At 49.9% G+C, this 25759-nt stretch carries 24 protein-coding genes and 2 pseudogenes; 19 read left to right on the top strand and 7 right to left on the bottom strand.

From position 1 onward, the window contains the following. Nucleotides 1–2 precede the first annotated feature (2 nt). The 18 genes from pseH to N7D90_RS10025 all read left to right on the top strand — a co-directional run bounded on the left by pseH (nucleotide 3) and on the right by N7D90_RS10025 (nucleotide 17858). Nucleotides 3–485 carry a UDP-4-amino-4,6-dideoxy-N-acetyl-beta-L-altrosamine N-acetyltransferase gene (pseH, locus tag N7D90_RS10110; RefSeq protein ID WP_261742021.1) on the top strand — a complete coding sequence of 161 codons (483 nt, stop codon included), beginning with the start codon at nucleotides 3–5 and terminating at the stop codon, nucleotides 483–485. An 11-nt stretch (nucleotides 486–496) separates the two neighbouring features. Next, a complete protein-coding gene (pseI, locus tag N7D90_RS10105) occupies nucleotides 497–1555 on the top strand; it encodes a pseudaminic acid synthase (RefSeq protein ID WP_261742020.1) in 1059 nt (352 codons plus the stop codon). A 77-nt stretch (nucleotides 1556–1632) separates the two neighbouring features. Continuing rightward, complete coding sequence (locus N7D90_RS10100; RefSeq protein ID WP_261742019.1) at nucleotides 1633–2859, top strand: polysialyltransferase family glycosyltransferase; 1227 nt, start codon at nucleotides 1633–1635, stop codon at nucleotides 2857–2859. A 68-nt stretch (nucleotides 2860–2927) separates the two neighbouring features. Beyond that, entirely contained in the window at nucleotides 2928–4265 is a 1338-nt protein-coding gene (locus N7D90_RS10095) for a DUF6418 domain-containing protein (protein WP_261742018.1), read from the top strand. A gap of 35 nt (nucleotides 4266–4300) precedes the next feature. Beyond that, nucleotides 4301–5338 carry an NAD-dependent epimerase/dehydratase family protein gene (locus N7D90_RS10090; protein ID WP_261742017.1) on the top strand — a complete coding sequence of 346 codons (1038 nt, stop codon included), beginning with the start codon at nucleotides 4301–4303 and terminating at the stop codon, nucleotides 5336–5338. Nucleotides 5339–5354: 16 nt separating this feature from the next. Next, complete coding sequence (locus tag N7D90_RS10085) at nucleotides 5355–6290, top strand: glycosyltransferase (protein WP_261742016.1); 936 nt, start codon at nucleotides 5355–5357, stop codon at nucleotides 6288–6290. Beyond that, nucleotides 6290–7360, top strand: coding sequence for a dTDP-glucose 4,6-dehydratase (gene rfbB, locus N7D90_RS10080; protein WP_261742015.1), 1071 nt, complete (start codon nucleotides 6290–6292; stop codon nucleotides 7358–7360). The genes N7D90_RS10085 and rfbB overlap by 1 nt, the downstream gene beginning before the upstream one ends. Before the next feature lie 90 nt (nucleotides 7361–7450). Further along, entirely contained in the window at nucleotides 7451–8329 is an 879-nt protein-coding gene (gene rfbA, locus N7D90_RS10075) for a glucose-1-phosphate thymidylyltransferase RfbA (protein ID WP_261742014.1), read from the top strand. Further along, a complete protein-coding gene (gene rfbC / locus N7D90_RS10070) occupies nucleotides 8326–8862 on the top strand; it encodes a dTDP-4-dehydrorhamnose 3,5-epimerase (RefSeq protein WP_261742013.1) in 537 nt (178 codons plus the stop codon). The genes rfbA and rfbC overlap by 4 nt, the downstream gene beginning before the upstream one ends. 348 nt (nucleotides 8863–9210) lie before the next feature. Then, entirely contained in the window at nucleotides 9211–9474 is a 264-nt protein-coding gene (locus N7D90_RS10065) for a hypothetical protein (RefSeq protein WP_261742012.1), read from the top strand. Nucleotides 9475–9560: 86 nt separating this feature from the next. Continuing rightward, on the top strand, nucleotides 9561–10673 hold the full coding sequence (locus N7D90_RS10060; RefSeq protein WP_315968161.1) for a polysaccharide biosynthesis/export family protein: 1113 nt from the start codon (nucleotides 9561–9563) through the stop codon (nucleotides 10671–10673). A gap of 13 nt (nucleotides 10674–10686) precedes the next feature. Next, nucleotides 10687–11346 carry a YjbF family lipoprotein gene (locus N7D90_RS10055; protein WP_315968156.1) on the top strand — a complete coding sequence of 220 codons (660 nt, stop codon included), beginning with the start codon at nucleotides 10687–10689 and terminating at the stop codon, nucleotides 11344–11346. A 32-nt stretch (nucleotides 11347–11378) separates the two neighbouring features. Then, nucleotides 11379–12125: a capsule biosynthesis GfcC family protein gene (locus N7D90_RS10050; protein ID WP_410012281.1), complete on the top strand. Its 747-nt coding sequence runs from the start codon at nucleotides 11379–11381 to the stop codon at nucleotides 12123–12125. After that, nucleotides 12122–14203, top strand: coding sequence for a YjbH domain-containing protein (locus tag N7D90_RS10045; RefSeq protein WP_261742010.1), 2082 nt, complete (start codon nucleotides 12122–12124; stop codon nucleotides 14201–14203). The genes N7D90_RS10050 and N7D90_RS10045 overlap by 4 nt, the downstream gene beginning before the upstream one ends. Before the next feature lie 134 nt (nucleotides 14204–14337). Then, on the top strand, nucleotides 14338–14574 hold the full coding sequence (locus N7D90_RS24635; protein ID WP_315968155.1) for a VanZ family protein: 237 nt from the start codon (nucleotides 14338–14340) through the stop codon (nucleotides 14572–14574). A 163-nt stretch (nucleotides 14575–14737) separates the two neighbouring features. Next, nucleotides 14738–15442 (top strand): helix-turn-helix domain-containing protein, encoded by a 705-nt coding sequence (locus N7D90_RS10035; protein WP_261742008.1) that lies wholly within the window; start codon nucleotides 14738–14740, stop codon nucleotides 15440–15442. Between the two features lie 89 nt (nucleotides 15443–15531). Beyond that, a complete protein-coding gene (locus N7D90_RS10030) occupies nucleotides 15532–16188 on the top strand; it encodes a helix-turn-helix domain-containing protein (protein WP_261742007.1) in 657 nt (218 codons plus the stop codon). A 353-nt stretch (nucleotides 16189–16541) separates the two neighbouring features. Then, entirely contained in the window at nucleotides 16542–17858 is a 1317-nt protein-coding gene (locus tag N7D90_RS10025; protein ID WP_261742006.1) for an undecaprenyl-phosphate glucose phosphotransferase, read from the top strand. Between the two features lie 427 nt (nucleotides 17859–18285). Here the strand turns inward: N7D90_RS10025 and N7D90_RS10020 are convergent, their stop codons facing one another. The 4 genes and pseudogenes from N7D90_RS10020 to N7D90_RS10005 all read right to left on the bottom strand — a co-directional run bounded on the left by N7D90_RS10020 (nucleotide 18286) and on the right by N7D90_RS10005 (nucleotide 22883). Next, nucleotides 18286–20202, bottom strand: a complete 1917-nt coding sequence (locus N7D90_RS10020; RefSeq protein WP_261742005.1) for a hypothetical protein — start codon at nucleotides 20200–20202, stop codon at nucleotides 18286–18288. A 405-nt stretch (nucleotides 20203–20607) separates the two neighbouring features. Then, nucleotides 20608–21393: pseudogene (gene speB / locus N7D90_RS10015) on the bottom strand (agmatinase); the annotation flags it as partial. 206 nt (nucleotides 21394–21599) lie between these two features. Next, a complete protein-coding gene (locus N7D90_RS10010) occupies nucleotides 21600–21986 on the bottom strand; it encodes a cupin domain-containing protein (RefSeq protein ID WP_261742004.1) in 387 nt (128 codons plus the stop codon). 33 nt (nucleotides 21987–22019) lie between these two features. Further along, nucleotides 22020–22883 (bottom strand): AraC family transcriptional regulator, encoded by an 864-nt coding sequence (locus tag N7D90_RS10005; protein WP_261742003.1) that lies wholly within the window; start codon nucleotides 22881–22883, stop codon nucleotides 22020–22022. Between the two features lie 223 nt (nucleotides 22884–23106). Between N7D90_RS10005 and N7D90_RS10000 the strand changes: the two are divergent. Further along, nucleotides 23107–23243 (top strand): annotated as a pseudogene (locus N7D90_RS10000) (hypothetical protein); the annotation flags it as partial. Nucleotides 23244–23249: 6 nt separating this feature from the next. Here the strand turns inward: N7D90_RS10000 and N7D90_RS09995 are convergent. The 3 genes from N7D90_RS09995 to N7D90_RS09985 all read right to left on the bottom strand — a co-directional run bounded on the left by N7D90_RS09995 (nucleotide 23250) and on the right by N7D90_RS09985 (nucleotide 25689). Continuing rightward, nucleotides 23250–24464 (bottom strand): aldose 1-epimerase family protein, encoded by a 1215-nt coding sequence (locus N7D90_RS09995; protein ID WP_261742002.1) that lies wholly within the window; start codon nucleotides 24462–24464, stop codon nucleotides 23250–23252. 374 nt (nucleotides 24465–24838) lie between these two features. Then, on the bottom strand, nucleotides 24839–25267 hold the full coding sequence (locus N7D90_RS09990; protein ID WP_261742001.1) for a MarR family winged helix-turn-helix transcriptional regulator: 429 nt from the start codon (nucleotides 25265–25267) through the stop codon (nucleotides 24839–24841). After that, nucleotides 25264–25689 carry an SRPBCC family protein gene (locus N7D90_RS09985; protein WP_261742000.1) on the bottom strand — a complete coding sequence of 142 codons (426 nt, stop codon included), beginning with the start codon at nucleotides 25687–25689 and terminating at the stop codon, nucleotides 25264–25266. The genes N7D90_RS09990 and N7D90_RS09985 overlap by 4 nt, the downstream gene beginning before the upstream one ends. Nucleotides 25690–25759 lie beyond the last annotated feature (70 nt).

Here is a 25759-nt window from a genome sequence, read left to right as displayed (position 1 = left end):
CGATGACCCACGAAGATCTCGAGCAAGTACTCAGCTGGCGTAATGATGCAGATGTACGCCGTTATATGTACACGCAGCATGAAATCAGTCTTGAGGAGCACACTCGCTGGTTCGAGCGGGCCACGTTGGACAGCAGCCGCCATTTACTGGTTTTCGAAATCGATTCTGTGCCAGTCGGTTTTATCAACATCCATGAAATTGCGCCTGGCGGCATAGCCGACTGGGGTTTTTACGCCGCCCCCGATGCGCCACAGGGTACAGGCCGTAGATTAGGTGAAGCTGCACTGAAATATGCATTCAGCCATGCAGGACTGCACAAAATTTGTGGTCAAGCAATTGCGTATAACGAACGTTCAATCAAGTTCCATCTGAATCAGGGTTTCCAACAGGAGGGCATCCTGCGCCACCAGCACTTCGATGGTGAGCAATACCACGACGTTGTATGTTTCGGCCTTCTTGCCTCCGATAGACCCGCGAATACTTAAGAGATCAAATCATGTCAAATATTCCAAGCATTAACATTGCAGGTCGCCGCATTGCTGCAGATGCACCGCCATACATCATCGCCGAACTTTCCGCCAACCATAACGGCAAGCTTGAAACGGCACTAAAGATCATCGAGGAAGCAAAGAAAGCCGGCGCTGATGCGGTCAAACTGCAGACCTATACCGCCGATACAATCACCCTCGATTGTGACTCTGAAGACTTCCAGATTCACGGTGGTCTATGGGATGGCAAGAACCTCTATCAGCTGTACAAAGAAGCCCAAATGCCGTGGGAATGGCACGCAACGCTGTTCGAGTACGCGCGTAAGCTGGGAATCACCATTTTCAGCTCCCCGTTCGACAACACCGCTGTTGATCTGCTGGAAAGCCTCAACACTCCAGCCTACAAAATTGCTTCCTTTGAAGCCATTGACCTGCCGTTGATCAAGTACGTTGCCAGCACAGGCAAACCGATGATCATCTCAACCGGGATGGCCGATGCTGATGAAATCCAGGAAGCCATTGACGCCGCTCGCGAAGGTGGTTGCAAGGAACTGGCTATTCTTCACTGCGTCAGTGGCTACCCGGCTCCAGCAGCGGACTACAATCTGCGCACGATCCCAGACATGATGCAGCGCTTTGGCCTGGTTACTGGCCTGTCGGACCATACACTGGACAATACAACTGCTATTGCCAGCGTCGTGATGGGTGCATCGATTATTGAAAAACACTTCACCCTTGATCGCAGTGGCGGCGGTCCTGATGACAGCTTCTCGTTGGAACCAGCAGAGTTGGTAGCTCTGTGTCGCGATAGCAAAACTGCATGGGCATCAATGGGACAAGTAGATTACGGTAGAAAGTCTAGCGAACAAGGAAATGCTAAATTCCGTCGTTCTCTTTATTTTGTTAAAGACTTGAAGGCTGGGGATGTGATTACAGCTGATGCCGTACGTAGCGTACGTCCTGGGTTTGGTTTGCCACCCAAGATGCTTGATAAAATCATAGGCAAGAAAGTCCTCAATGCAACTTATTCCAACACCCCTGTTGCTCTTGAAAATATCGATATTTAGGCCCATAGCATAGACAACCCCCCTGTATAGCAAGAACGTTTTCATCAAATAAACAGCAGGAATGAGCGACCAAAGAAATGTCAACCACGACAAACGGCAACGACACATCGCTTATATATTCATACACAGAAGCCAGAATAAAATTTGATCCAGAATTCAAAAAAACACTTATATCGTCCTACGAAAAATATAACAAATGGTCTGCTCTTCCTGTTCGACTACTGACAATTCTTGCCGCCAATACATGTAAGCCAAAACAAGGCTCCATAAAGTATTTTTTTTGGGGCACAAACTATAAAGAAATAATTCTTGGGCTCCCACCAAAGGAGGTTTGCATTATTGGTGGGCCACAACAATTATTATTTTGCATACGCCACAATATCAGCTACATACCTTGCTTCAGCATAAAAGATAAAGTCTGGGACACTTTTATCAAAAACATGAAGAGCAGTCACAACGCAGAAAGCAATGACATTCTTAAAATACGGCAGATGTTTAAATTAAAAATATCTGTCGCAGCACATACAGATGCACAGCTATACGTCAACAATGACTCACTCCCAATGCAGAGACTTATAATATTAGCTTCTAGAGAAGCTGGAGTTTCACAATCCATCTGCATTCAACACGGACTTTTCCAGAGTAAATCGCCAGGCGAAATTTTCGATGGCTGGTTTTCGGATATTTTCTTTGCAATAAGTGAACAACAAAAAAACTTATTGATAGAAAAAGGCATGGACCAGCACAAAATTAAAGTTCTAGGTTTTCACTCATCACCACACAAACCGACGCGTGAAACTAACAAACCAGAGCAGAGGACAATTTGTTTTCTGGGCCAGCCCTGGATTAAATACGGCCTTGCTCGCGGGCAAGCCTACATGGCGATCGTCAGCAACTTAAGTTCAATTCTAAACAAGCACGGAAAAACATTACACTACAAGCCTCACCCTGGCGAATTGGGATATGAGCACCTTGAAAATATAAAGCACATAACAACCAAGAATCTGAATGAGTCATTTGACAGCTATGATATTTTTATATCACTAACATCGACTGCACTTTTCGAAGCAAACCAAGCAGGCCGAATAGCCATTCAAATATATGACCCTGCATTTGACGCAGATGATTTTTCAATGTTCAAAAACATACACTCTATCGAAAATTCGCAAGAAACATTAGAGGAAAACCTAATTAGAATTTTATCAAGTGAGCCGCCAAAAAATATCGAACAACAAAGTATAAGCGAAAAATTTATTTCCTTAACCGGCAATCACAGCGAGCCAACTTCAAAAATGGCACGATAGAGGCACATGCTTTGTATAACATACCTTACGGTCACTTGAATCATCGGAAAAAAAATGATAGCAAACTATTGCTGATCATTATTTCCTCTCTGTTATTTTATTTCGCGTCTGTTCTATCTACTTCAAACCTTGTAAATATTTTCGCCATAATTTTCCTTGTATACACATCCACTCAGTTGATTATGTATCGCCAAGGGGGATGGATTTTTCTTCTATACGCATTCGGCATTTCCAGCGCCTTAGCCGCGAATGCCATTATTGAACTAACTGGCTCATACCTGATAGAAATTGCAGAACATGCCTATGTCACTGGTTCCGCTGCAAGAAATGCTTTTTTGTCTGCCTTCTTTATGGCATGCACTCTTCTATTTTATAAAAAAATTCTAAAGATTATTCCACATCCACCTACTCTAGGTTCTCTTGAAAAATTCACCCATCGAGCTCTTCTAATCCTAGCAACAGCAACCCCATTGGTTTTAATCGCTTGCTTTGCCCTATATGGGACCCCTCTACTGATGGGGATGAGCCGATTCGACTACATATTAAGCTCCGCACCCGAAGCCTACAGAAGCATATACACACTCATCCCCTATCTTTCCCTGATGATTTCGCTCGCAGGGAAATGCAATATAATAAAACAAAAAACCTCAAACATATGGTTTCTTGTTTTTGTCGTAATCATGATTCTCTCAAGTGAAAAATTCTCACTTATGTTTCTTTCGTTTTTCTTCTTCGTACTCCCAAAATATGTTTTATCGGGCGAGGGAGTTTCCAAAAAACACTTACTTAAATTTAGCATCTTTGTGGTTGCCATTTTTGGCGCGATTTTGCTTAACTACTTTATCATCACCGGCTCCATTGAGATTTTTTTACCCAGGATTGCACTTCAAGGCCAAATGCCATATGCGCTAGACAAAATCTCTGGTGACTTCAAAGACTTGAACGTTATATTTCAAAGCTTTTTTGGCTTTACTTCAGATGAAGCCGACAGAGGCATTTATTATTTAATGGCCAAAATTGCACCGGCCACTCTTGTTAGCCGCATGCTAGATGCTGGGATTACTCTCACAGCCCCATTCCCTGCAAACTTTACTTACTTCTTTGGCTTTATACTTGCACCGTTCTTTGTGGCTATACATGCTGCGTTTACTGGCTTTTCATGTGCGGTACTCTACAAATCAATAGCTCAGAAAAACTTTTTCCTTACCGCTGTGTCAGTCATGATTTTTTTCATGACCTATCTTGCAACTACGATGGGCAAAATTGAAAAGATGTTTAGCCCTTTAATGTTAACTTGCCTAATAAGCTTGTTTCTTTATTACACATTAGTGCCAAAACTTAAAGCCCAAAAAAAGCACAAACATTTTGAGCCACTAACAACCCTCAATCAACCACCAAGTAAATAACCCATCCCCTCAATTTTTTGGTTCCCAACAAACACATGAATACAAATAAAACCTTGCAAACTTCTATTGTTTTTGGCGGGTCGGGATTTATAGGTGTTTTCTTTGCAAAGAGCTTGCTAAATAGCGGCTCATTTGAAAAAGTTTATATTTTCGACCTGGTTTCACCCTGCGACAAAGCCAGCGAATTCCGCAAGCGTTTAATCGCTGAAGACTCTAGAATTGTATTTATCGAAGGTGATGTACGCAAAGCTATCAATTGGGTACCAAGTGAGACTATTTCTCTCATTGCTAACTTTGCAGCTGTGCACCGAGAACCTGGCCATAAAGATTTCGAATATTATGAAACCAACCTATTAGGCGCCGAGAATATTTGCTCTTGGGCTGAAAAAGTTGACTGCCAACGAATTATATTTACAAGTTCTATTTCCCCATACGGCCCAAGTGAACAAGAAAAAACCGAGGCAAGCCTGCCTGTTCCGACAACAGCCTATGGCGGTTCAAAACTGGTAGCTGAAAAAATCCACCAGACTTGGCAGGCACGCAACTCGGAGATCCGCCAACTTATAATAACTCGCCCGGGTGTAGTTTTTGGACCTGGCGAAGGGGGAAATGTATCACGCCTGATCAAGGCAGTGCTGCACCGTTACTTTTTCTATACAGGAAATAAAAATACACGCAAAGCAGGGACATACGTAAAAGAACTATGCAATGCAATACTCTGGGTATTAGCACGCCAAGACCAAACAGGTGAGCGCGTCAATCTATTCAACATGTCAATGAATCCAGGGCCATCAATCCAGGAATATGTAGATACTGTTTGCAAAGTAGCTAACGTAACACGTACCGTCCCTAGCATACCTTACCCGCTACTACTGGCTGCAGCGTATACAATTGACCTCGTAGCTCGCCCACTTGGTGTAAGGCACCCATTTAGCCCTGTGCGTATTCGTAAGTTGGTCAGATCAAACAATATCCTACCAAGTTTCTTAGTGGACAATGGGTACACCTACCAATACAACTTGGAAAGTGCTCTCAGCGACTGGAAAAAAGACTGTCCCGAAGAGTGGACTTAAAGGACAAATAACCTCCATGCTCATGCCAAAAATTGCCTGCATCATCCCGACTTACAATGGCAAAAAAGATCTCAGTCGTTTACTAAAATCGCTTGAGAGCCAAACGCAGTCCTTCGACTTATTTATTGTAGATTCCAGTTCAAAAGATGGAACTTTAGAGCTTGCAAGTGAGCACTGTAACAATGTACTAAGTATTTCAAGTCAAGATTTCAATCACGGCGGCACACGCCAGCTAATGATTGATCGCAATCCAGATTACAGTATTTATGTATTTTTGACACAGGATGCCTATTTAGAGGATCCTCAAGCAATTCAAAAAATTGTTTCGCCTTTTAGCGACGAAAAAGTTGCAGCTGTTTGCGGCCGACAACTGCCTCACTTGGATGCAACGGCACTTGCTCAGCATGCTCGCGCCTTCAATTACCCTCCAAACACCAAAGTAAAATCGTTGGCTGACGCAGCGCAACTAGGCATAAAAACTGCCTTTATGTCTAATTCTTTTGCAGCCTATCGCCGCGAGGCGCTATTAGAAGTTAGTGGTTTTCCAAACCACGTAATTTTCGCTGAAGATATGTACGCTACAGCAAAAATGCTATTAGCCGGCTGGAAAGTGGTTTATCAAGGAGATGCATGTTGCCGGCACTCACATAACTACACGCTCGCAGAGGAGTTTCATCGTTACTTTGACATGGGCGTCTTTCACGCACGCGAACCATGGATCAGAGAAACTTTTGGAGGCGCGGGCGGAGAAGGATTAAGTTATGTAAAATCCGAGCTTAAATATCTCGGCGTTAGCAGACTGCATTTGTGGCCGTCAGCCATTACTCGTAATGCTTTCAAGCTACTTGCTTACAAACTAGGTCAAAAAGAGAGCCAACTCTCCATTCAGTTAAAGAAAAAACTGGGCATGTACAAGCGTTACTGGGATAGCCCTTACGCGGAGAAAAACTGATGCGCATTCTAGTAACCGGTGGTGCCGGCTTTATAGGTTCGGCCGTAATTCGCCACTTGATCGACAATACAGCAACTGAAGTTGCCAACCTCGACAAACTTACCTATGCCGGCAACCAAGAGTCAGTGGCCTCAGTTGAGGCATCAGCACGCTACCGTTTTTATCAGGTTGATATATGCGATGGTGCAGCACTAGATGTGGTGTTTAGCGAATACAAGCCCACAGCCGTGATGCATCTTGCGGCCGAGTCACATGTAGATCGTTCTATCGACGGTCCATCTGACTTTATCCAGACCAATATCGTTGGCACCTATAGTCTGCTGGAAGCAACACGGCGCTATTGGAATGACTTGCCCCCCGAGGCCAAGAAAGCCTTCCGTTTCCACCATATATCCACAGATGAGGTGTATGGCGACCTGGAAGGTACAACGGACCTGTTTACTGAAACAACGCCCTATTCACCCAGCTCGCCCTACTCTGCCTCCAAGGCCAGTTCAGACCACCTTGTGCGTGCCTGGCAGCGTACCTATGGCTTACCAGTGCTGGTGACCAACTGCTCCAATAACTACGGCCCGTACCACTTTCCGGAGAAGCTGATTCCCCACGTGATTCTCAATGCTTTGGAGGGCAAGCCTTTGCCGGTGTATGGCGATGGCTCGCAGATTCGCGACTGGCTATACGTTGAAGACCATGCCCGGGCGCTGGTTGAGGTCGTATGCAAAGGTGTCGTTGGTGAGACCTACAACATCGGTGGGCACAACGAAAAACGCAACCTGGAAGTAGTGGAAACCATTTGCGAACTGCTGGATGAGTTGGTACCGCTTGGTAGCAATAGCGAACACGCCCGCTCTTACAAAGAACTGATTACCTTTGTAAAGGACCGACCTGGACACGATCGACGTTATGCGATCGACGCATCGAAAATCGAACGAGAGCTGGGTTGGGTACCGCAAGAAACATTTGAAACAGGGTTACGCAAGACGGTGCAGTGGTATCTGGACAATGACCAATGGTGGCAACGCGTGTTGACTGGAGACTATCGGCTGGGCCGTCTGGGTGGCAATAATTAAATCCAACCTTAAGTGCCTACCCATGCTGCTCCCGTATAACAGCATGGGTAAAAAGCCAGCTCTCGAATCATTTTCAAAAGGATATTCAATATGAAAGGCATCATTCTCGCGGGTGGCTCCGGCACGCGCTTGCACCCTATTACCCGTGGCGTATCGAAACAGCTACTGCCTGTTTACGACAAACCGATGATCTACTATCCATTGTCGGTGCTTATGCTCGCCGGCATCCGCGAAGTGCTGATTATTTCTACCCCTGAAGACCTTCCTAACTTTCGCAAGTTACTGGGCGACGGGTCGGAGTTCGGGATTGAACTCAGCTACGCTGAACAGCCCTCTCCAGATGGCTTGGCCCAAGCATTCTTGATTGGTGAGGAATTCATTGGTGACAGTAATGTTTGTCTGATCCTTGGCGATAACATTTTTTATGGCTACGGATTCAGCGCGATGCTCCAACAGGCGGCTAGTCGGACCACCGGTGCCGTGGTGTTCGGCTATCACGTCAGTGACCCGGAGCGTTTCGGGGTTGTGGAATTTGATGCCACTGGCAAGGCAATTTCCATCGAAGAAAAACCCAAGCAGCCGAAATCCAACTATGCCGTCACCGGGCTGTATTTCTATGACAATTCGGTTGTGGAGATTGCAAAACAGGTGAAACGCTCTGCGCGCGGCGAGCTGGAGATCACCGATGTCAACAACGCCTACCTGCAACGTGGCGACTTGCATGTGAGTTTATTGGGCCGTGGGTTTGCCTGGCTAGATACTGGCACGCATGACTCGTTGATGGAAGCCAGTCACTTTGTGCATACCATTGAAGCGCGTCAGGGCTTGAAAGTCGCGTGTCTGGAAGAAATCGCCTATCACCAAGGCTGGTTGTCGGCGGAGCAATTGGCTTGCCAGGCCGAAGCACTGTGCAAGACTGGTTATGGTCAATATTTGCAGCGCTTGCTTGTCCAGGAGGCAGGGCAGTGAAAATTATTGAAACCGTGTTGCCGGGGGTCTTGATCATCGAACCCAAGGTGTTCGGAGATCAGCGAGGCTTTTTTCTCGAAACCTTTCAGGCCGAACGCTACCGCGAAGCAGGCATCACCCTGCCCTTCGTTCAGGATAATCACTCTCGCTCGCAGCGCGGAGTTCTGCGCGGCCTTCATTTTCAGCGCACGCGCCCACAAGGCAAGCTGGTGAGTGTCAGCCAGGGCTCAGTCTATGATGTGGCAGTGGATATAAACCCTGAATCGCCGACCTGCGGCCAGTATGTTGGCGTCGAACTTAGCGATGAAAATCACCGTCAGTTCTGGGTACCGCCAGGCTATGCTCACGGCTTCTGTGTGCTCAGTGATATTGCCGATTTTCAGTACAAGTGTACCGATTTGTATTATCCCGAAGATGAAGGTGGATTGATCTGGAATGACCCTGAGGTTAATATTCCTTGGCCAGTAGCAGACCCTAAACTGTCCGCAAAAGATCAATCCAACCCGACTCTTCGCCAGTTATTGGGAAACTAGAGCTGGCAGGCCTACATTGATGCAGAATCACTTTAGGTGGCTATCAAAATGACATTAGCCCGTGCAAACAGCGGGCTTACTCAGAGTTTACTTGCAGGGTTCAGCAGTCAACGCACATATCAGCCAGTAATTGCTGAGTTAACCGGCACGTTATAAAACGTCAGCAACCCAAGGGGCTCTACACGGGTATTCTTGAGCTGTTATTGTAAAATAAAATACCTGTAACGAAACCTCTTGAGGGCTATGCTTGCAGCTTCGCGCAATACGCAAACACCCAAGTTTGTAATCTTGGGTACGCACACTCAAGTACTACCGCCAATACAGACTATTTACCAAAAGGATTTCCCCATGAATAAATTCCTCGTTTCCGCACTCGCCCTAGCCTTGAGCGCCTCTGCAATCGCAGCAGAAGCTCCAGCTCCCGCAGCAGGCGGCTCTCTGAATACTGAGACCGGCGTCCTCGGTGGCGTCAATACTAAAACTGCCGTAGCTGCAGGCGTTGCCGTAGTAGCTGTTGTTGCTGCAGCGGCATCAGGCGGCGGTGGTGGTGGTGGTAGCAACGGCGGCACTACAGGCACCACAGGCACCACAGGTACCACAGGGACTAACTAAGTACCTGCCAGGTCGAAAGGACTAAACCACCTGGAGCTTTCCAGGCATTTGATTTTGATGTGTTTCCTTTACAAGTGTCCTCAATGATGATTCGTAGTTTGTCGCTCGCGGTACTTGCAGGGTTCGCCCTGCAAGGTTGTATGTTTGCGCCCGGTCAATACCTGGATACCAGTGCGATCGGTCAAGAGGGCTCGCCTGAGAGCAGTCGGGTCGAGCTGATCCCCATCACCCCCAAGCTGATTGCGCAAAACGCGGCGACATACGTCTCAAGCTCGGTGCCAGCAGAACTGCTGGCATTCAAGCCTGCGGCTTACCGGATCGGAGCCAACGATGTGCTGTATATCACCGTTTGGGACCATCCCGAATTGACGGCACCTTCGGGCGCACAACAACAGATTGATGCCAACGGACGCCTTGTGCGTCCGGACGGCACGATCTTTTACCCCTATATCGGTCAGGTCGATGCAGCGGGTAAAACCATCGAAGAGCTACGCTCGACAATCGCTGAACGCCTTAAGCAATATGTAGACAGCCCTCAGATTGATTTAAGCGTTTTGCGCTTTGCCAGCCAAAAGGCGGTTCTTGCTGGTGCCGTGCTAAAAGCAGGACCAATGCCGATTACCACGTCACCGTTAAGTGTGGTCGAGGCTATTGGAGCTGCTGGTATCGAACCAGGGAATGCCGATCTGTCCGGACTGACTCTGACCCGCGATGGTCGTGAATTTGTACTGGATATAGACTCCCTCAACACCTCCGGATCGCAGTTGCAGAACGTGTTTTTGAAAGACGGCGACCAACTGTACCTCCCTTACAATGATCGTAAAAAAATCTATGTGATGGGCGAAGTCCTGATGCCTCAGGCAATCCGCTTTAAGACCAAGAACATGAACCTGGCAGATGTAGTCGGCTCGGTTGGCGGTTTGAATCAAACCACCTCCAACGGCAATGCACTGTATGTCATTCGTGGCGCCGATAACTTTGAGACCGAGCCGGCCAAGGTTTATCAGCTGGATGCCGAGTCACCAGTGGCCTTTGCAGTTGCCAGCCACTTTCAACTGAAACCACAAGACATCGTTTATGTAGGCCCGGCCCAGGTCACCCGCTGGAACCGTCTGATCAGTCAGTTGCTGCCATCGGCAACTATTTTGGGTACTGGCGCCGCCGCGGGCAACAACCTCAGTGAAGCCAACAGCCGATAAGGTTTGAGCCGTTTTGAAAACTCTTCGTAACCGCTCATGCCTGGTGGCGTGCCTGCTGCTGTGTGGCTGCAGCCCTCTGATGCAAGGCTCCATCGACACCCTCAAGGCCGCCGTCGACATCACCGAACCGCTGCAATTAACAGCGGCTGATGTTGCTGCGGTGCCTTATGCACAAATTTTGGTCACCACCCCCTCCAGCGAGGGGGTGATGGCCAAGCTGCGTCAGCAAGGCGATCTGCAGTTCTGGGTTGCCTCTGGCAAGCAAGTACTGTTGATGCGTGACGGCCTGGTGGTGCGCTCGGTAGGGTTGGAGCCCAGCCTGGATGGCACACGTTTTGATGGCGATTCGCCTTTTAAACGCGGCCTGCAACGAATTACCGACGGTGAGACCAGCACCCGCTGGATCGACATCTATAAAGGTGAACAGGTGGGTCTGGCGTTGAATAGCCGCTTTCGCCGCAAGGGCCTCGAAACCGTGACCATTCTCGGCCAGCCCCATGTGCTACAGCGCATCGATGAAGCCATCGAGATCCCGGCACTGGGGTTTAGCGCCACCAACCGATTTTGGGTCCGCCCAGACAATGGCCTGGTGCTGCAGAGCGAACAACACCTGACACCGGAGCTTGCGTTGAAGATTGTGCATCTGCGCCCAGACTGGGAGACCGCACGGTGAGCCATTTGAAGAAGCTGAGCGCCTGCTTATTGTTGAGCTGCTCAATACTGTGCCTGAGCATAGAAAGCCAGGCAGCTGTGACGGTGAGTGGTGACGTGGGTAAGCCTGGCAATTTGGCATATACCCCTGGCATGCGCATGCAAGATGCCATCAACCAGGCCTTACCAAACCCTGAAGGTTATTGGCTGGCTGCCGCGTGGCTGCACACTCCGCTGCTGGAACAGCAGATACGGCTCAAGGCCGGAGTGCTGTTTGATCTGAAAATGCTGCAACGTGGTGCCTTGCTTAATAATAATGATGCCCTTGCCGCCTTGGCTGCGCGCCTGTTTGATCAGGTCAATCAGCTACCCGTTACCGGGCGTAAAGTCGCCGTGCTTGACCCGATTGCACTGGAAGTAGGCTTTGCTCGCAACTATCTGCTGAGCGATGGCGACCAGCTGATTTACCCTGCTCCGACTAACAGTATCAAGGTACTGGGCGCAGTGAAACAGCCCTGCACCCTGCCCTTTCGCGCCCTGCAAGAAGCTCGCGACTACCTCGATAGCTGCCCGCGACTGGCCGAAGCCGATGCCGACTTTTTATGGCTGATCCATCCCGACGGTCGCTACCAGCAAGTCGCAATTGCCGCTTGGAATCGACAGGACGGCGTATATGCGGTCGCCGGCAGCACGATTCTAGTGCCGGTGCGTAACGACAATGCTGATTTACCCACACCCGATTTAAATGAGCAGCTGGCCCAGTTTCTAGCCACTCAACCGCTGGCCGAGGTTGCCCCTTGAAGTTACGTTTTGCTGCTGTTGTATTACTGCCCTGCAGTCTGGCCCATGCCGAGCCGCGCTATACCCAGAATGATTTTGGTGGCGTCGGGTTGCTGCAAACCCCGACGGCACGTATGGCGCCTGCTGGCGAGCTGAGCTTCAACGCTAACCGTACTGATCCGTATTCGCGCTATAGCCTTTCGTTGCAACCCCTCGACTGGCTTGAAGGAACCTTTCGCTACACCTCTATCAGTAACCGCAAGTACGGTTCCGAAGCCTTGAGCGGCGACCAAAGTTACAAGGACAAAGCGGTCGACGCCAAAGCCCGACTTTGGCAGGAAAGCCACTGGCTGCCTGAGGTTGCGTTAGGCTTCAGGGATATCGGCGGTACTGGCCTGTTTTCCAGTGAGTATTTTGTCGCCAACAAGCGCTATAAAGACCTGGATTTCAGCCTAGGGATTGCTTGGGGTTATATCGGTAATCGTGGCGATATGGACAACCCACTGGGCTATCTGGATGACCGCTTTGACACGCGCCCGGCCAGCTCGACCGCAGGTGACGTCAACACAAATTCGTACTTCCGCGGTTCACCAGCCTTGTTTGGCGGGGTTGTATACCAAACGCCGTGGGCTCCCTTGAGCCTAAAGGTCGAATACGACGGCAATGACTACAAACACGAGCCCCAAAACAACAATCAGGTACAGGACTCACCAATTAATATCGGCGCGGTCTACAAGCTGAGCGACTCTGTGGATTTGACTGCAGGTTGGGAGCGTGGCAATACCGCACTATTTGGTATTACTCTGCATACCAACTTCGTCAGCCGCAAGGCTCCAGTGAAAAGTTACGATCCGCCTGCAACCCCTCTTCCCCCACAAGCACCGACCACACCACTGGATCAGGTTGACTGGGCGGAGGTCTCCAAAAAGCTGGAAAAAAATGCCGGCTATACCGTAGAGCGTATTGCCCAGCGTGATTCCGAGCTGATGATTTATGGCGAGCAGTCTAAATACTTCTACTCCGCCAAGGGCGTGGGCCGAGCCAGCCGAATTCTGGATAATAACGCCAATGACGAGATCCAGTGGTTTACCCTGGTCAACAAGCGTTATGACATGCCGATGGAAGAAACCAGCGTGCCCCGCGCAACCTTCCGCAATGTGGTCAATAACGAGCAAGACCTGGTGGACCTGCACCGCACCACCGAGGTCAACCGCGCGACCGCTCACGTTGATAAAACTTTGTATCAACAAAAGCCAAATCCTTTCACCTATGGTTTTGGCCTGGGCTACCAGCAAAACCTGGGTGGCCCCGACGGTTTCCTGTTGTATCAGGTAAGCGCCTATGCCGAAGGGCAATACCGCTTTACCCCTAATACCTGGGCGAGCGGTGGCGTCAGCGTCAACTTGTTCAACAATTATGACAAGTTCAAATACGACTCAGCGAGTAATCTGCCGCGGGTGCGTACTGACTTGCGCCAATATGTCACTACCTCAGATGTGACCATGCCAGCCTTGCAACTGAACCAGGCCCGCAAACTGGACCAGGACCTGTATGGCATGGTCTATGGCGGTTATCTGGAACCGATGTACGCCGGGGTCGGCGGTGAACTGCTGTACCGCCCTATGGGCGAGCGCTGGTCGCTGGGTGCCGATTTGAACTATGTTCGCCAAAGGGACTTTGACCAAGGTTTTGGCCTGCGCGACTACAGAACAGTGACCGGTCATATTACCTCCTATACAAAACTGCCCTTTGATTTGGACGCGGCAGTCAGTGTGGGCCGTTATCTCGCTCGGGACTGGGGTACTACCATCGATATTTCCCGCGAATTTACCAATGGCGTGAAGTTCGGTGGCTGGGTGACTCGTACCACAGCATCCAAGGAAGAATACGGTGAAGGCAGTTTTGACAAAGGAATTTATATATCGATTCCGTTCGACGAAATCATGAGTGTGTCAACCATGAGCCGAGCCAATATCGCTTGGGCTCCACTGACTCGAGACGGTGGCGCTATGCTTCATCGTCAGTACTCCCTGCACACCATGACCGATGGCCGTAACCGCGATGCGTTTTATGAGAACTTCGAGAAGATCACCGAGTGAATCTACTGATTCAGCGTCTTGTTGAGTTGCCATCCTGGCTGCGCACCCTGTTGTTTATGGCAGTGTGCGCGGGCCTGCTGATCACTGGGCTGCGCTCTCAGCCGATACCGCAGCTTTTTGTCCAGGAGGATAAGTTGCATCACTTTATTGGCTTTTTTGCCCTGTCATTCAGCTGCCGACTGGCATTTTTGCAGAGCAAGTTGTATTGGATCGCCAGCGGCTGCGTACTGGCAGGGGTGCTGATTGAATATGCTCAAGCGCTAATGCCTTTACGCAGCGCATCGTTTTACGATGCGCTGGCTAACACAGCTGGGGTGACCTTGGGCTTGGCAGTGGCATGGTATTTCACCCGCAACCAAGATAGTTATTAATACACGCAAAACCCACCCTCATAGAAATCGATCTTCGATATCAGCGAATTGATGATTACTAGATCTGATCATATCCCGCGTGGGAAAATGTTACAAAATGTCCGATTTCATATATCCTTGTATGGCAAAATCCAATAGCCTCTAAGTATTTGGGTTAGGTGATATGCTTTTCGCAGGATGCAAGACCGATATTTTGGCCCCAAAAGCGCTCAATTTTGTACACAGCAAAGCGCTGGCCGACGATATTGAACAGCTCATCACTTCTGGCGTGAGGCATCTTGATGCCTGCGACGCCAAGACGAACCTGACGTGCGATTTTAATCAGGTAGAAGCTGTTTTTATTGAAGTTAACTCTCCAGAAGCTATTAACGACAGCCTGGAACTGGTAAAGCACATCCGGTTGATCAATCAGATTGTGTGTATTTTTATATTGGCCACACATAATAAATCATTTACCAGCATCAATTATTATCTGGCAGGCGCCGATCACTGCATAAAGTTACCTGCCAGTCCACTAGAAAAATCGACATTATTATCGCGTACTCTCGAAGAGTCACACTGGAAAACAACGACCAAATTAACTCTTGACCGCACGCGTCTTTTATTATGCGGCGCCGCAAAAAAACTTGAAATTTCATATACGGAAATGACAATTATCGATGCCCTGATACATGCACCACAGCATGTATTAAGTCAGGACAGTATTGCTAAAACTCTGGACCCTAATATTGTTTTCTATGACCCGCGAGCACTGGAAAAAACCATTAGCCGCCTGAGAACAAAGATCAAAAAAGCCTACGAACTTGAATTGATTTTTAGTGTTCGCGCGTTTGGCTATCGCCTGCGCCGAGGGACGATTAGCGAATAGGCATTATCTGACTTCATGCACTGCTCTGCAGACCGCTGTAGTTCGCCAACTGGCACCAGCCTGACACCGACGAATGGAGACGTTGAAGCATGAAGGTAACACTCGGACATTCCAGTTATATGGCCCCTGCAAATGATCATTCATCTGCACCAAAAAATCGCCTGCTACAAGATAAAATCAAATATCACCCAGCAAACCAGCATGCTACCCAACGCACAGATCAGCAGTGGCGCGCGACACACGTTGCTTCCTGGGCACGATGGGCAAGTGACCAGCCAGGCTTTGCACCGGCAAACAAGTTCGCCAGTGAGCTATCCAACTTGATAACGGTAAAAAAAGTTCAATCATTGAGCATCCATTCCTGCTCCTCGGACCTTACTGCCAGTCAAGCGCTGGAAACAACTTCGACTTTTCCTGCACAAACAGCAAATTTTCTGTATTCGGAAAGCCCTGATATCTGGTTATTTTGCTCTGCGGCACAAAAACTGTGCAACAATAGCATCTGCATTCAGCTTACAACTATTGAATCGTTACTTATCAAAACACTAACACTCAGAGAAGAGCGCATCTGCAGCAAGCAAGAACTTGTTATTGGCATAAATAAAGATCCGCACAATTACAGTGGCCTGGAAATGTGCCTGAGCCGACTTCAGAGCAAATTCAGAGATGCTTTTGGTGAGCGCCTGTTTCGCTCAGTACGCAATCGCGGGTATTGCCTGGTTCAGGATGTTCGAATTGCGAGATAGATGGCACTTTACAATCATATGAGAGCAATAAACGGACGCGACGCTATCACTACGACATCACGGCACCCTTTAGATTATTATTCTATTGAAAATAGCACCTCCCGCCTCACTGTTATAAAACGTCGAACCATTATTGCTGATAACCCTTATTATCAGTGTTTCGTGCGGCAATTACCTATTCCAGCAATAGAGTCGCCCGACGCCTGCACATGGAAGAGTGCTGTGACCTACCCCCTCCAGCCGCTCTCATATAGTCAAGTACTTATCACAAGGCTGCTACTTTGATACATACACGTCTAGATCGAAAAACCGTGGCCAGAGGGCTTACTTTTTGGGGCCAGTGGTCCATCGCCATGACTTTTGTCATCGCTCTGTTATTGGCCATGGTCTATACAAAATTTGGCACTATTGATTTCCATTATCGTATACTCGCCATACTTACACTGTTAGTCTCAGTACCGACTTACTCAGCAACGCATGTTTATTACAAAAGACATAAAGCCTTTAACGGTTCAGTGCGTTTGTTCCTCGGATGGACGCTGACACTGACATGTTTAAGCACTATTGGATTTGTCACCAAGTCCGGTGAGTTATTTTCTCGCGAAACTCTTATATCCTGGGCGCTACTGGGTTATCTGATACAGGTTCCTCCATATTTAATACTGCATCGCCTTTCCAGGTTCTATCACCAAAGAAATAACCACCATTACAACAGCCTTATTATTGGCTCTGATGGTGTAGCCCTTAAGCTGGCCGATAGCTTTATTCAACAAAATCACTTTCCACTTATAGGTGTTGTGAGCGCTTCTCCTTTCGAAGACTCACAAAATTCACCACTTATCGTCGGTGAACTAGCGCAATTACGCTCACTTATCGCGGAACACAATATACGCAGGCTTTACATTTCCTTATCCCTGCAAGAAGCACAGCGCATCGAAGCACTTTATATTGATTTGCTCGATTTGAATGTCGATGTGGTTTGGGTTCCTGATCTGGACAGTATGATGTTGCTGAACCACTCTGTTAGCGAAATAGCCGGTCGTCCAGCTATCCACTTAAATGAAAGCCCGCTAACAAGCTATCCAACTGCAGCCCTAAGCAAGGCGCTAATGGAGCGCACACTATCGCTAGGAGCGATTATCTGCCTAAGCCCTCTACTTGCAGTTATTGCATTAGCAGTAAAGCTTTCTTCACCTGGCCCAATACTATTTAAACAACATCGTCATGGCTGGAACGGTAAAGTCATCAAAGTCTGGAAGTTCCGCTCGATGCAAGTTCACGACGACAAGCACGTGCAGCAAGCCAGTAGAAATGATTCCCGCGTAACTGCTGTAGGTCGCTTTATTCGACGCACTTCACTTGACGAACTACCGCAATTATTTAACGTCCTCCATGGTGATATGGCATTAGTAGGTCCACGCCCTCACGCAGTTGCGCACAATGACTATTACACAGGCAAGATACATGCCTATATGGCACGTCACCGAATCAAACCAGGAATTACTGGCCTGGCCCAAATAAGTGGCTGCCGCGGCGAAACCGACACCATTGAAAAAATGCAAAAAAGAGTTGAGATTGACCTCGACTACATCAATAACTGGTCACTATGGCTCGACATCAAAATCATGATCAAGACCCCACTCACCTTACTATCAAAAGACATCTACTAATATCAACCCCTTCTTACCCACAGTGAGAAGGGGGAGTTTGCGCCGTATTTATCCTTGAGACTCCACATCCCCCGCTGACGAACTTACTAGCAACTAGTTGCATTAGCCTAGCCAATACTCTCTATTGCATGTAATCACGCAGTTTACGATCCAAACTGCAGTGCCTGTTTAGATCTCTATTTTCACCACAGCCAGCCCTTCCACACATACAGAATCAAATAAAAAACTTTATCTCTAACCGTTTCCCTTCCCTTCCCTTCCCTTCCCTGCAGCATCAGCGCAAGAAATGAGCAACTGATCAATTTTATGTTATCTATTAAGATCGTTCGATTTCTTCTCGCAACGCCAAACGCCTTACTTCGAACCTAAAAAACCAGCACTGTCCCGGCCCGTAAATCCATTCAAGACATCCAAGCAGCCACTGCTCCTATACGGAAATCCATTTACCAGGGGTTCCGCTCGCAGTACAACGCCATCCATAATTAGAACCGGCGCTTGAGATATTCACATGCACATCACCCAGGGTATGCAAGCCCGTTGTAGGTGCTGTAGCCCCATATGATATGCGCTGCAATCCAGAGGAGTTTACCGGATCTGGCCCACGCGACGCCTTCGCGGGATCAATGTAATATACTTTTTCTGCGACAAGTCCATCAACACCCACACAGTCCAAAAACATTGTATTTACTCCACTGTTTTCAACTGCATACTTCGCCGTAGTCTTGGCCAAAGGCAGTTGACCGTGCCGGTAGTTACACCCCCCACCAAAAACCACGTTTGACGCTTCAGCCCCTACGTAAAACCCACTGTAAACGTTAGAGGCTCCCATGCTTGCATTGTGCACGGTAGTTGCACGAATATCTGCACCTCCACTGCGGATTTCTAATCCATGCCCACCAGCGCCACCGACAGTGAATCCGTCCACATACAACTGAATCGGACCTTTCGATTTAAGGGCACTGAACTGATGCTTAGTGGTGTCGATATTCATCAAACTACTTGCTGAAATATTAAATTGCCCATAGCCTGCCTGAGTAAAACCAGTGGCATCAAGGTCTGCGAACGCTCCTACAGATCGCGAACTGATCAACCCATTAATTTGGCTCATACCTGCAAAACCGCGCATTATCCGCACACTTTCATCCGCATGGCCGCCACTTACTACAAGGCCGAGCGCCTGAGCAAGTGGATTGATGTAAAATACCGAGTCCTCTGTAGATAACAGTCGACCCATTGAATGATACTTACAGTTGATAAACTCATAAACACGCTGATCATCTTCACCCACAGCAGGGTACTCTAGAGAAAACGCATGGCGACTATTAGAGAACGTACAGTTATTATAGTTAACATTTCGACCAGCTGACTTTGTGATGGATGCGCTGGAGCGGAAATAAAGAAATCCCACAGAGTCAATACGACAATCAATATGTCCATTATTAACTTTAACATCAAAGTCAAATGCGTCTTGAGTAGCATTCATGGCTCGACCCACTATAGCCCCGTGCAACATGAGGTTGCTCATGGAAAATCCACTATTTTTCACATTGAACGCTGGCACAGTTGCGTTCATAAACTTCATCAAGAACTGATCGTATGAGTTACCACTATTCCGACCTCGGAGGTTTACACCTGTCGCAGTTACGTTGTAGCCTCCTTCTAAGTATGAAAGCCCTCTGGAAGGGTGTTCAACCTCTGCTCCCGACGGCAGACCCGCCAACAACGCTTGATACGCCAAATCATTGTATTTCTTATCTGCAAGATCTCCCGTAATTCGGATATATCGTGCAGCATCTACAATCAGCGGCCCGACCTGCAAATTACCCATAAGTTCTGACCACGCGGGACGTGCGTACTCTTTGTCAATGGCCTGGATTTCTGCTCCTATGGTACTACGAGTGCCTCCCGGCGCCTCTGTACCAACCATTACAGCCCCAGCAGCAGATGCAACTTCCTGCCGAAGCGAATCATCACCAATTAACTTAAACTTCGACTCATCAACTTCCCAATTAGTCGTAGCTAACGGAAGCGCCTCGCTTTTTACCCGGTACTCTTTACCAAGATAGGTAACAGCCTGGGTAGCACGGCATAGAACAATACCTGACGTATACGGGACAGGGGCCTCGAAGCCACTGGAATCTAGGAACGCGGCAAACTGATTCTCTCGGGCAGCCTGATCTGCGTTGAACCCCTCCTCCATCCCCTTCCAGGACTTACGCGGCACACCTTGTCGATCAAGGTAAGAATGATTGGGGCCGACACACAAATAGTCCAAGTTCCGGGTGTTATCGGACAAGTCTTTTGGCGATGTTGAGCCAATTGGATTACCGGTGTTATGCGTCATGGTTATGTTGCTTGCCGAATACGCCAGCGGCGCTGCGAAGGATGCGGTGCCCAGAGCACTAAGCTTTAACAATTGCCGGCGACTTACCATGGCGACCAACCTCAAAATCACAGGGAAAGTGAGCAGTATACTGATGGAAATTTCGTACGGCCGTAATGGCAAGGCTGGCCATCATCAAGATGACTAAATTTTCATGATTGCGCACCCCAGCTCCTGTTCACACCCAGGGAGCCCTGCGCTTTTGCGCGCCTCATTTTTCCATAGGCATAGCGCCCACATATAAATACAGCTTTGGAACATACAGCCCAAAGCCACGCAGGCGCTCACTTTCCCACGCCCAGAAAAAAGCCCCGCAAACGTTAATCTGCGAGGCTTTCCAAGATGGATACCAACCCCCTCCTCACCTCACCCCTTAACCTTATGCCGCGCCGCATATAAGCAAACTATCTCCATAGCAATGGTCGCTCCGGCTAACGCAGTCAATTCTGCATGGTCGTAAGGGGGTGAGACCTCTACCACATCCATACCTATCAGGTTGATGCCGCACAAACCCCGCAGGATTTCCAGCGCCTGGTGGGTGGTCAACCCACCGCATACCGGGGTGCATGTGCCAGGGGCGAAGGCCGGGTCCAGGCAATCAATATCGAACGTCAGGTAGACCGGGTTATCTCCTACCCTGGCGCGGATCATTTCGGCAATGATTTCTGGCGTATTGCGATGCACCTCACGCGCTTCGATCACCTGGAATCCCATGACGTCGTCGTTGGTGGTGCGCAGGCCGATTTGCACTGAGCGCAACGGGTCGATCAGGCCTTCGCGGGCGGCGTGGTAGAACATGGTGCCGTGACTGATGCCCTGCTGGCTATCATCGGCATCAGGCCAGGTGTCACTGTGGGCATCAAAATGCACCAGGGAGATTGGCCCGTGCTTTTTGGCGTGGGCCTTGAGCAATGGGTAGGTGATGAAATGATCTCCGCCCAGGGTCAGCATGGCGCAACCCGCGTCGAGGATGCGCTCGGCATGGGCCTCAATGGCAGCCGGGGTCTTTTGTGGCTGACTGTGGTCGAAGTCGCAGTCACCGTAATCGATCACGGCCAAATGGTCGAAGGGGTCAAACATCCAGGGATAGTGGCGCTCCCGGGCGCTCTGCACTGATGCGGCGCGAATGGCCCGAGGGCCACATCGGATACCTGCCCCGCCACATTACCGCGCCCTGGCATGCACGTGGCCTTGTGCAACCGCTCGGTCCGGAAACGCTGGGTTTTAATGTGCAATTTTATTTAGCCAACCATCGCGGGCGCGAGCCTAGTGAGGCACAGTTCGCCTTGGTGGAGGATTTGAAGCTAGCGTTTGCCGATAACCCAGAGACACCACCAAGGTTTTGAAAACCGTAGGCCCTAGATCCAGACGTCGCTGTCGGCCGTACGCTCACCCCCCTCATGGCCGGTATTCAGTATCCCGCGAGGTTCGATCATCATGAGCTTGGTTTCGCTTTCGGCAGCTGTTCTGTGTTCTACCCCTCGTGGCACTACATAAAGCTCTCCCGGAGCGACATACACGCTGCCATGGGGTAGATCGATGCGCAGCTTGCCCTCTATTACAATAAAGGCTTCGTCGGTTTCCGGGTGTGAATGCCAAATGAACTCCCCCTCAATGCGTACCACCTTGAACTGGTACTCGTTCATTTCGGCGATTACTCGAGGGCTCCACTGCTGCTCAATGAGGGAGGCTTTTTGGGCAAGATTGATGGCGTGTTCGCTTGGTTGTTGTTGAGTGTGGCGCATGACGGATTCTCTATACATTAGGGAGCCATCACACTAACGAACGGGCGCGGGTCCCGGCTTGTACGATCCTGCAAGCTGACGCTGGGCTCGGATACGCTCAAGCCAGCGCATCGGTGGTACTCCATAACATATGGTGAAATGCCGAGTCATATGACTTTGGTCATGAAACCCCGCTGCCAGTGCCGCATCCACGAGGGTGAATTGATCAAGGATCAGTGCGCGAAAAAGATCGAGGCGACGCAACGTAACAAAGCGATAGGGGCTTGTACCAAATAGCGCCCTGAAGTCTCGCGACAGGCTCCATCGCTCTCTGCCACTGGCATGCTCAAGCATCCCCAGAGTGATAGTCATATGAAGATTGGCCATGATGAAATCCCGCGCTCGCTTGGTAGCCTGGTAGTCCAACATCTTGCGCCCGCGCGGTTTGCCTGCGACAGCGCGCAGCGCCATGGCGAGGTCAAACAAAGCGTCCTGTTCCTCAAGGGAGTCGAGCGGGTGGTCCATTGCCTGCACGAAAGGTTGGCTTGCGTTATACAGGCGTAAATCGTCCGACAGCCCACCCGGGACATAGGGCAGTGACTCACCTCCCAACACCTGCTGAATCAAGGCAGGGTCCACATAGGCCATCCTGTAGCGGAAGCCCGCTTCGGTCCCGGCCATGCCGTCATGCAACTCGTCCGGGTGTAACACCAACGTATTCCCCGGTATACCGTGGCGCATAGAACCTTTGTAGTGAAAGCTCTGTACCCCCGACATCGTCCGACCGATGGAGTAGGTATCATGGCGGTGCGGATCGTAGCCATGCCCCCCGAACCATGCCTCGATTCGTTCTATTCGCCCTGGTTCGGTATTACGCAGAACCCAATCTCTAGCGGGCAAAGATTTATCCCGATCCATGAATAGATTTCCGATAGACCTTGGTGGGGTGATGGTCCGTTCTGGACTTGAGTGGAAAACTGTACCTGCGAATGTAGAGAAGCGCAGGTGACTTTAACAGCGGCAAATCACGATTAATGCTTTGATGAGGCAATGACAAGAGCTGCACGATATACAAGCCCATCTGACGCACCAGGCTTGTAATGCAGATCCAGGGTATGAATAACAGGCAGGTATCCGCCACGAGGGTTTAACTCTATCGTTGCGAGCAGCCATCGCCTACTCAAGGTCGCGCACACGCTGGCGGACCTTGAGCAAACCGATGTGACTAGACGCAAGCATATGCTCGATACACTGCAATATCGGCCGACAATGCTCTAGCCGGTGTTACCCCTTGGTCAGATCAACCAACGGCGTCTGCCGCACCTCAGTCTCCCGCCCACCCTGAATCTCGCTCACCTGCTTCAAGGCCTTATCCACAGCCGCCTTGTCTGCTAACAAGCTGTAGCTGATGCGGAACTGCTTGTGCTCCTTCGGCCCAATGGTCGGCACCAGGTTCAGTGGTCGCTGATAACGGCGGTTGTAGGAAAAACTGGTCCCTGGCTCCAGACCCGTGACATAGCCCTGCCCTTGGGTATCGGTGTTTTTCCACAGGGAAAACACCGGCAGCGTCTGAGTGTTGAAACCGACCGAAACACCCAGACTGCCGGCCTTGTTATGCAATACGGTCAACGTATCGCCTTTGGCATCGGCATACGGCACCACGTTGTAAACCGTTTCGTCGTAGTCCTTGGTCGGTGCGCGGTAGGTTTGCCAGTCGGGCAGATCGCCCTTGGCCTTGTCGTTGAACGGCGACACCTGTTTCACCGGCGCGGCGAAACGAGCACCCTGCTCCAGGAACGGAGTGCTGAAGTTACTGTGATACAGCGCCTGGTATTCCTTCGGATAATCGCCGTTGTTGGTCAGGGTGTCGTTGAGGGCGAACACTACGCTGCCGGGTTCGGTGACCAGTTCGGTCGCGACGGAGAAGTCGACCTTCTTGAACGCCTGCTCTTTCAGTTCGCCGCGCAGGGTGATGGCATACGGTGGTTTCTCATCGATGTGCAGGGTGACTTTGTTCGCAGGAATGTTGGCGGCCCGACCGTGCAGGGTCAGCAGTTCGCCGTTGTCGAGGCCGGGGTGGCCAACCCATTCGTATCCGCAGCGGGCGACCAGCTCATTGAAACCTTCCAGCCAGCCCAGGCCACCGCGGCCATTGAGTTCGACGAAGGACGGATTGACCACTTCCTTGACCGGCGAATCCCAGCCCATACGCACATTGCCGACCGAAGCCTGCAAGACGTTCATTCCGCGAGTCGGTACTACCGACAGTTTCATCGTACCGTTGTCGATGTCGACGATGCTGACACCCTCCTGCCGCCCGCCGTGCAAGGTGCGCAGGGTGACGCTGAAGGGCTTGTCGGTTTTTACGCCGAGTTGCTGGCTGGTGATCTGCCAGTTCTGGGCGGCATGATCGGTGTCGAGCAGAACGTAGTCCCAGGCCATGGCGTGGGAAGCAGCGGACAGTGCGCTGAGGGCAACAAAGAGTTTGAGCGGGGTCATGGCAGCAGCCTTTCTTGGAGTTGTTCCGCTTTATAAACTTGAAGAAACGTTTCAGCAAGTTTAAACAGCGACATCGATACGGAAAGTGCCACGAAGGATTTAGCTTATCTGTTGCGTTGACCGGTTAAATCCACAGCCGATTGCTTCCTGTCACAAGGGGCTGCAATCGACATGATCCGGTGATACGCAGATTATGAGGCCGGTGCTCAGAGGTTTGGACGACTTCAATCGAACCTGGCATCAAACCCGGACCGTATCCTGGGGTAATCCAGAACCGCTCAAACACGTCGAAGGGTTCATCCTGCGCCAAGCGGACACAAAGCCCCGCACTAGGCGAGGCTCGGGGGTATCACATAGGGTTCTGAAACAGGCATTCAGCTGTCATGTTTTAGAAAAAACTCTCTGTCGAATGCTTCAACAACAGGCATAGCCGTACACAATCGATGGTGGCCCTCTTCGCTAAGTGACACCAAGTTTGCTCGCTGGTCTTGCGGGTTTGTTTGCTTCCCAATAAGCCCATCTTTCTCCAAGCGAGATATGATTTGCGAAATATGCATGCGATCCATACCGGTAAAGCTGGCGATGCCATGCTGAGTGATCTGCTCGCCCTCTCTCGTCAGCCAACCACTGACAGCCAGGATCGCGAATTGCGGCTGAGTAAGCCCCAAAGGTTTCAAGCGCGCATTGAGTTGACGCTGCCAGTCCAAAAAATCGCGCCATAGTCTGAATCCAGGACTCTCGCTCGGCCCCGCGAAGGCCGAACCACTCCAGTTCTTCTCGACGCTATCCTTGTTCGCACTCATGAGCGACTTGCCTGGGCTTCACTGAACTTTTTGAGCCCCTGCATCGTGTTGGGTAGCGATGCCTGAATGGATCTACCAACCAGGTATCGAAACAGAAAGCTCAGTGGCCCGGAGAACTCAACCCAGTGGGTTGCGACCGTCCCCCCCTCTTTTTCCGTTAGCAAGTGCCCGAATTCCATACGGCATAACGGCAAACGGCTTTGCGCCGAAAAAGACATGCCCTCGGTCATTTCGACAATCTGAATGTTGGCTTTGGGTCCGATCCTTGGTTTAAGCCAACCTTTCGCACCCAGCTCAAGACCACCAGGCAAGCTTGCACAACTGACCTCTGGGTCCCAATCGGTCCAGCGCGCCGCATCCCTATACAAACGGAACACCTGCGCAGGGGTCGATCTAATTTCAATAGACTCTTTGATTTCCATGGCCTTTGCCTTACGTCAGTAGCGTCGGAATAATTGTAAATGCATTTACAATATAAAACCACGCGTCAAG

This window comes from Pseudomonas fragi (assembly GCF_025426255.1).
Classification (GTDB): Bacteria; Pseudomonadota; Gammaproteobacteria; order Pseudomonadales; family Pseudomonadaceae; genus Aquipseudomonas; species Aquipseudomonas kulmbachensis.
This window is presented reverse-complemented; position numbering and strand designations above follow the sequence as displayed.

Coding starts and splice junctions, on each gene's coding strand:
- pseH (WP_261742021.1), top strand. CDS start 3: ATGACCCACGAAGATCTCGAGCAAGTACTCAGCTGGCGTAATGATGCA.
- pseI (WP_261742020.1), top strand. CDS start 497: ATGTCAAATATTCCAAGCATTAACATTGCAGGTCGCCGCATTGCTGCA.
- N7D90_RS10100 (WP_261742019.1), top strand. CDS start 1,633: ATGTCAACCACGACAAACGGCAACGACACATCGCTTATATATTCATAC.
- N7D90_RS10090 (WP_261742017.1), top strand. CDS start 4,301: ATGAATACAAATAAAACCTTGCAAACTTCTATTGTTTTTGGCGGGTCG.
- N7D90_RS10085 (WP_261742016.1), top strand. CDS start 5,355: ATGCTCATGCCAAAAATTGCCTGCATCATCCCGACTTACAATGGCAAA.
- rfbB (WP_261742015.1), top strand. CDS start 6,290: ATGCGCATTCTAGTAACCGGTGGTGCCGGCTTTATAGGTTCGGCCGTA.
- rfbA (WP_261742014.1), top strand. CDS start 7,451: ATGAAAGGCATCATTCTCGCGGGTGGCTCCGGCACGCGCTTGCACCCT.
- N7D90_RS10065 (WP_261742012.1), top strand. CDS start 9,211: ATGAATAAATTCCTCGTTTCCGCACTCGCCCTAGCCTTGAGCGCCTCT.
- N7D90_RS10060 (WP_315968161.1), top strand. CDS start 9,561: ATGATTCGTAGTTTGTCGCTCGCGGTACTTGCAGGGTTCGCCCTGCAA.
- N7D90_RS10035 (WP_261742008.1), top strand. CDS start 14,738: ATGCTTTTCGCAGGATGCAAGACCGATATTTTGGCCCCAAAAGCGCTC.
- N7D90_RS10030 (WP_261742007.1), top strand. CDS start 15,532: ATGAAGGTAACACTCGGACATTCCAGTTATATGGCCCCTGCAAATGAT.
- N7D90_RS10025 (WP_261742006.1), top strand. CDS start 16,542: ATGACTTTTGTCATCGCTCTGTTATTGGCCATGGTCTATACAAAATTT.
- N7D90_RS10020 (WP_261742005.1), bottom strand. CDS start 20,202: ATGACGCATAACACCGGTAATCCAATTGGCTCAACATCGCCAAAAGAC.
- N7D90_RS10010 (WP_261742004.1), bottom strand. CDS start 21,986: ATGCGCCACACTCAACAACAACCAAGCGAACACGCCATCAATCTTGCC.
- N7D90_RS10005 (WP_261742003.1), bottom strand. CDS start 22,883: ATGGATCGGGATAAATCTTTGCCCGCTAGAGATTGGGTTCTGCGTAAT.
- N7D90_RS09995 (WP_261742002.1), bottom strand. CDS start 24,464: ATGACCCCGCTCAAACTCTTTGTTGCCCTCAGCGCACTGTCCGCTGCT.
- N7D90_RS09990 (WP_261742001.1), bottom strand. CDS start 25,267: ATGAGTGCGAACAAGGATAGCGTCGAGAAGAACTGGAGTGGTTCGGCC.
- N7D90_RS09985 (WP_261742000.1), bottom strand. CDS start 25,689: ATGGAAATCAAAGAGTCTATTGAAATTAGATCGACCCCTGCGCAGGTG.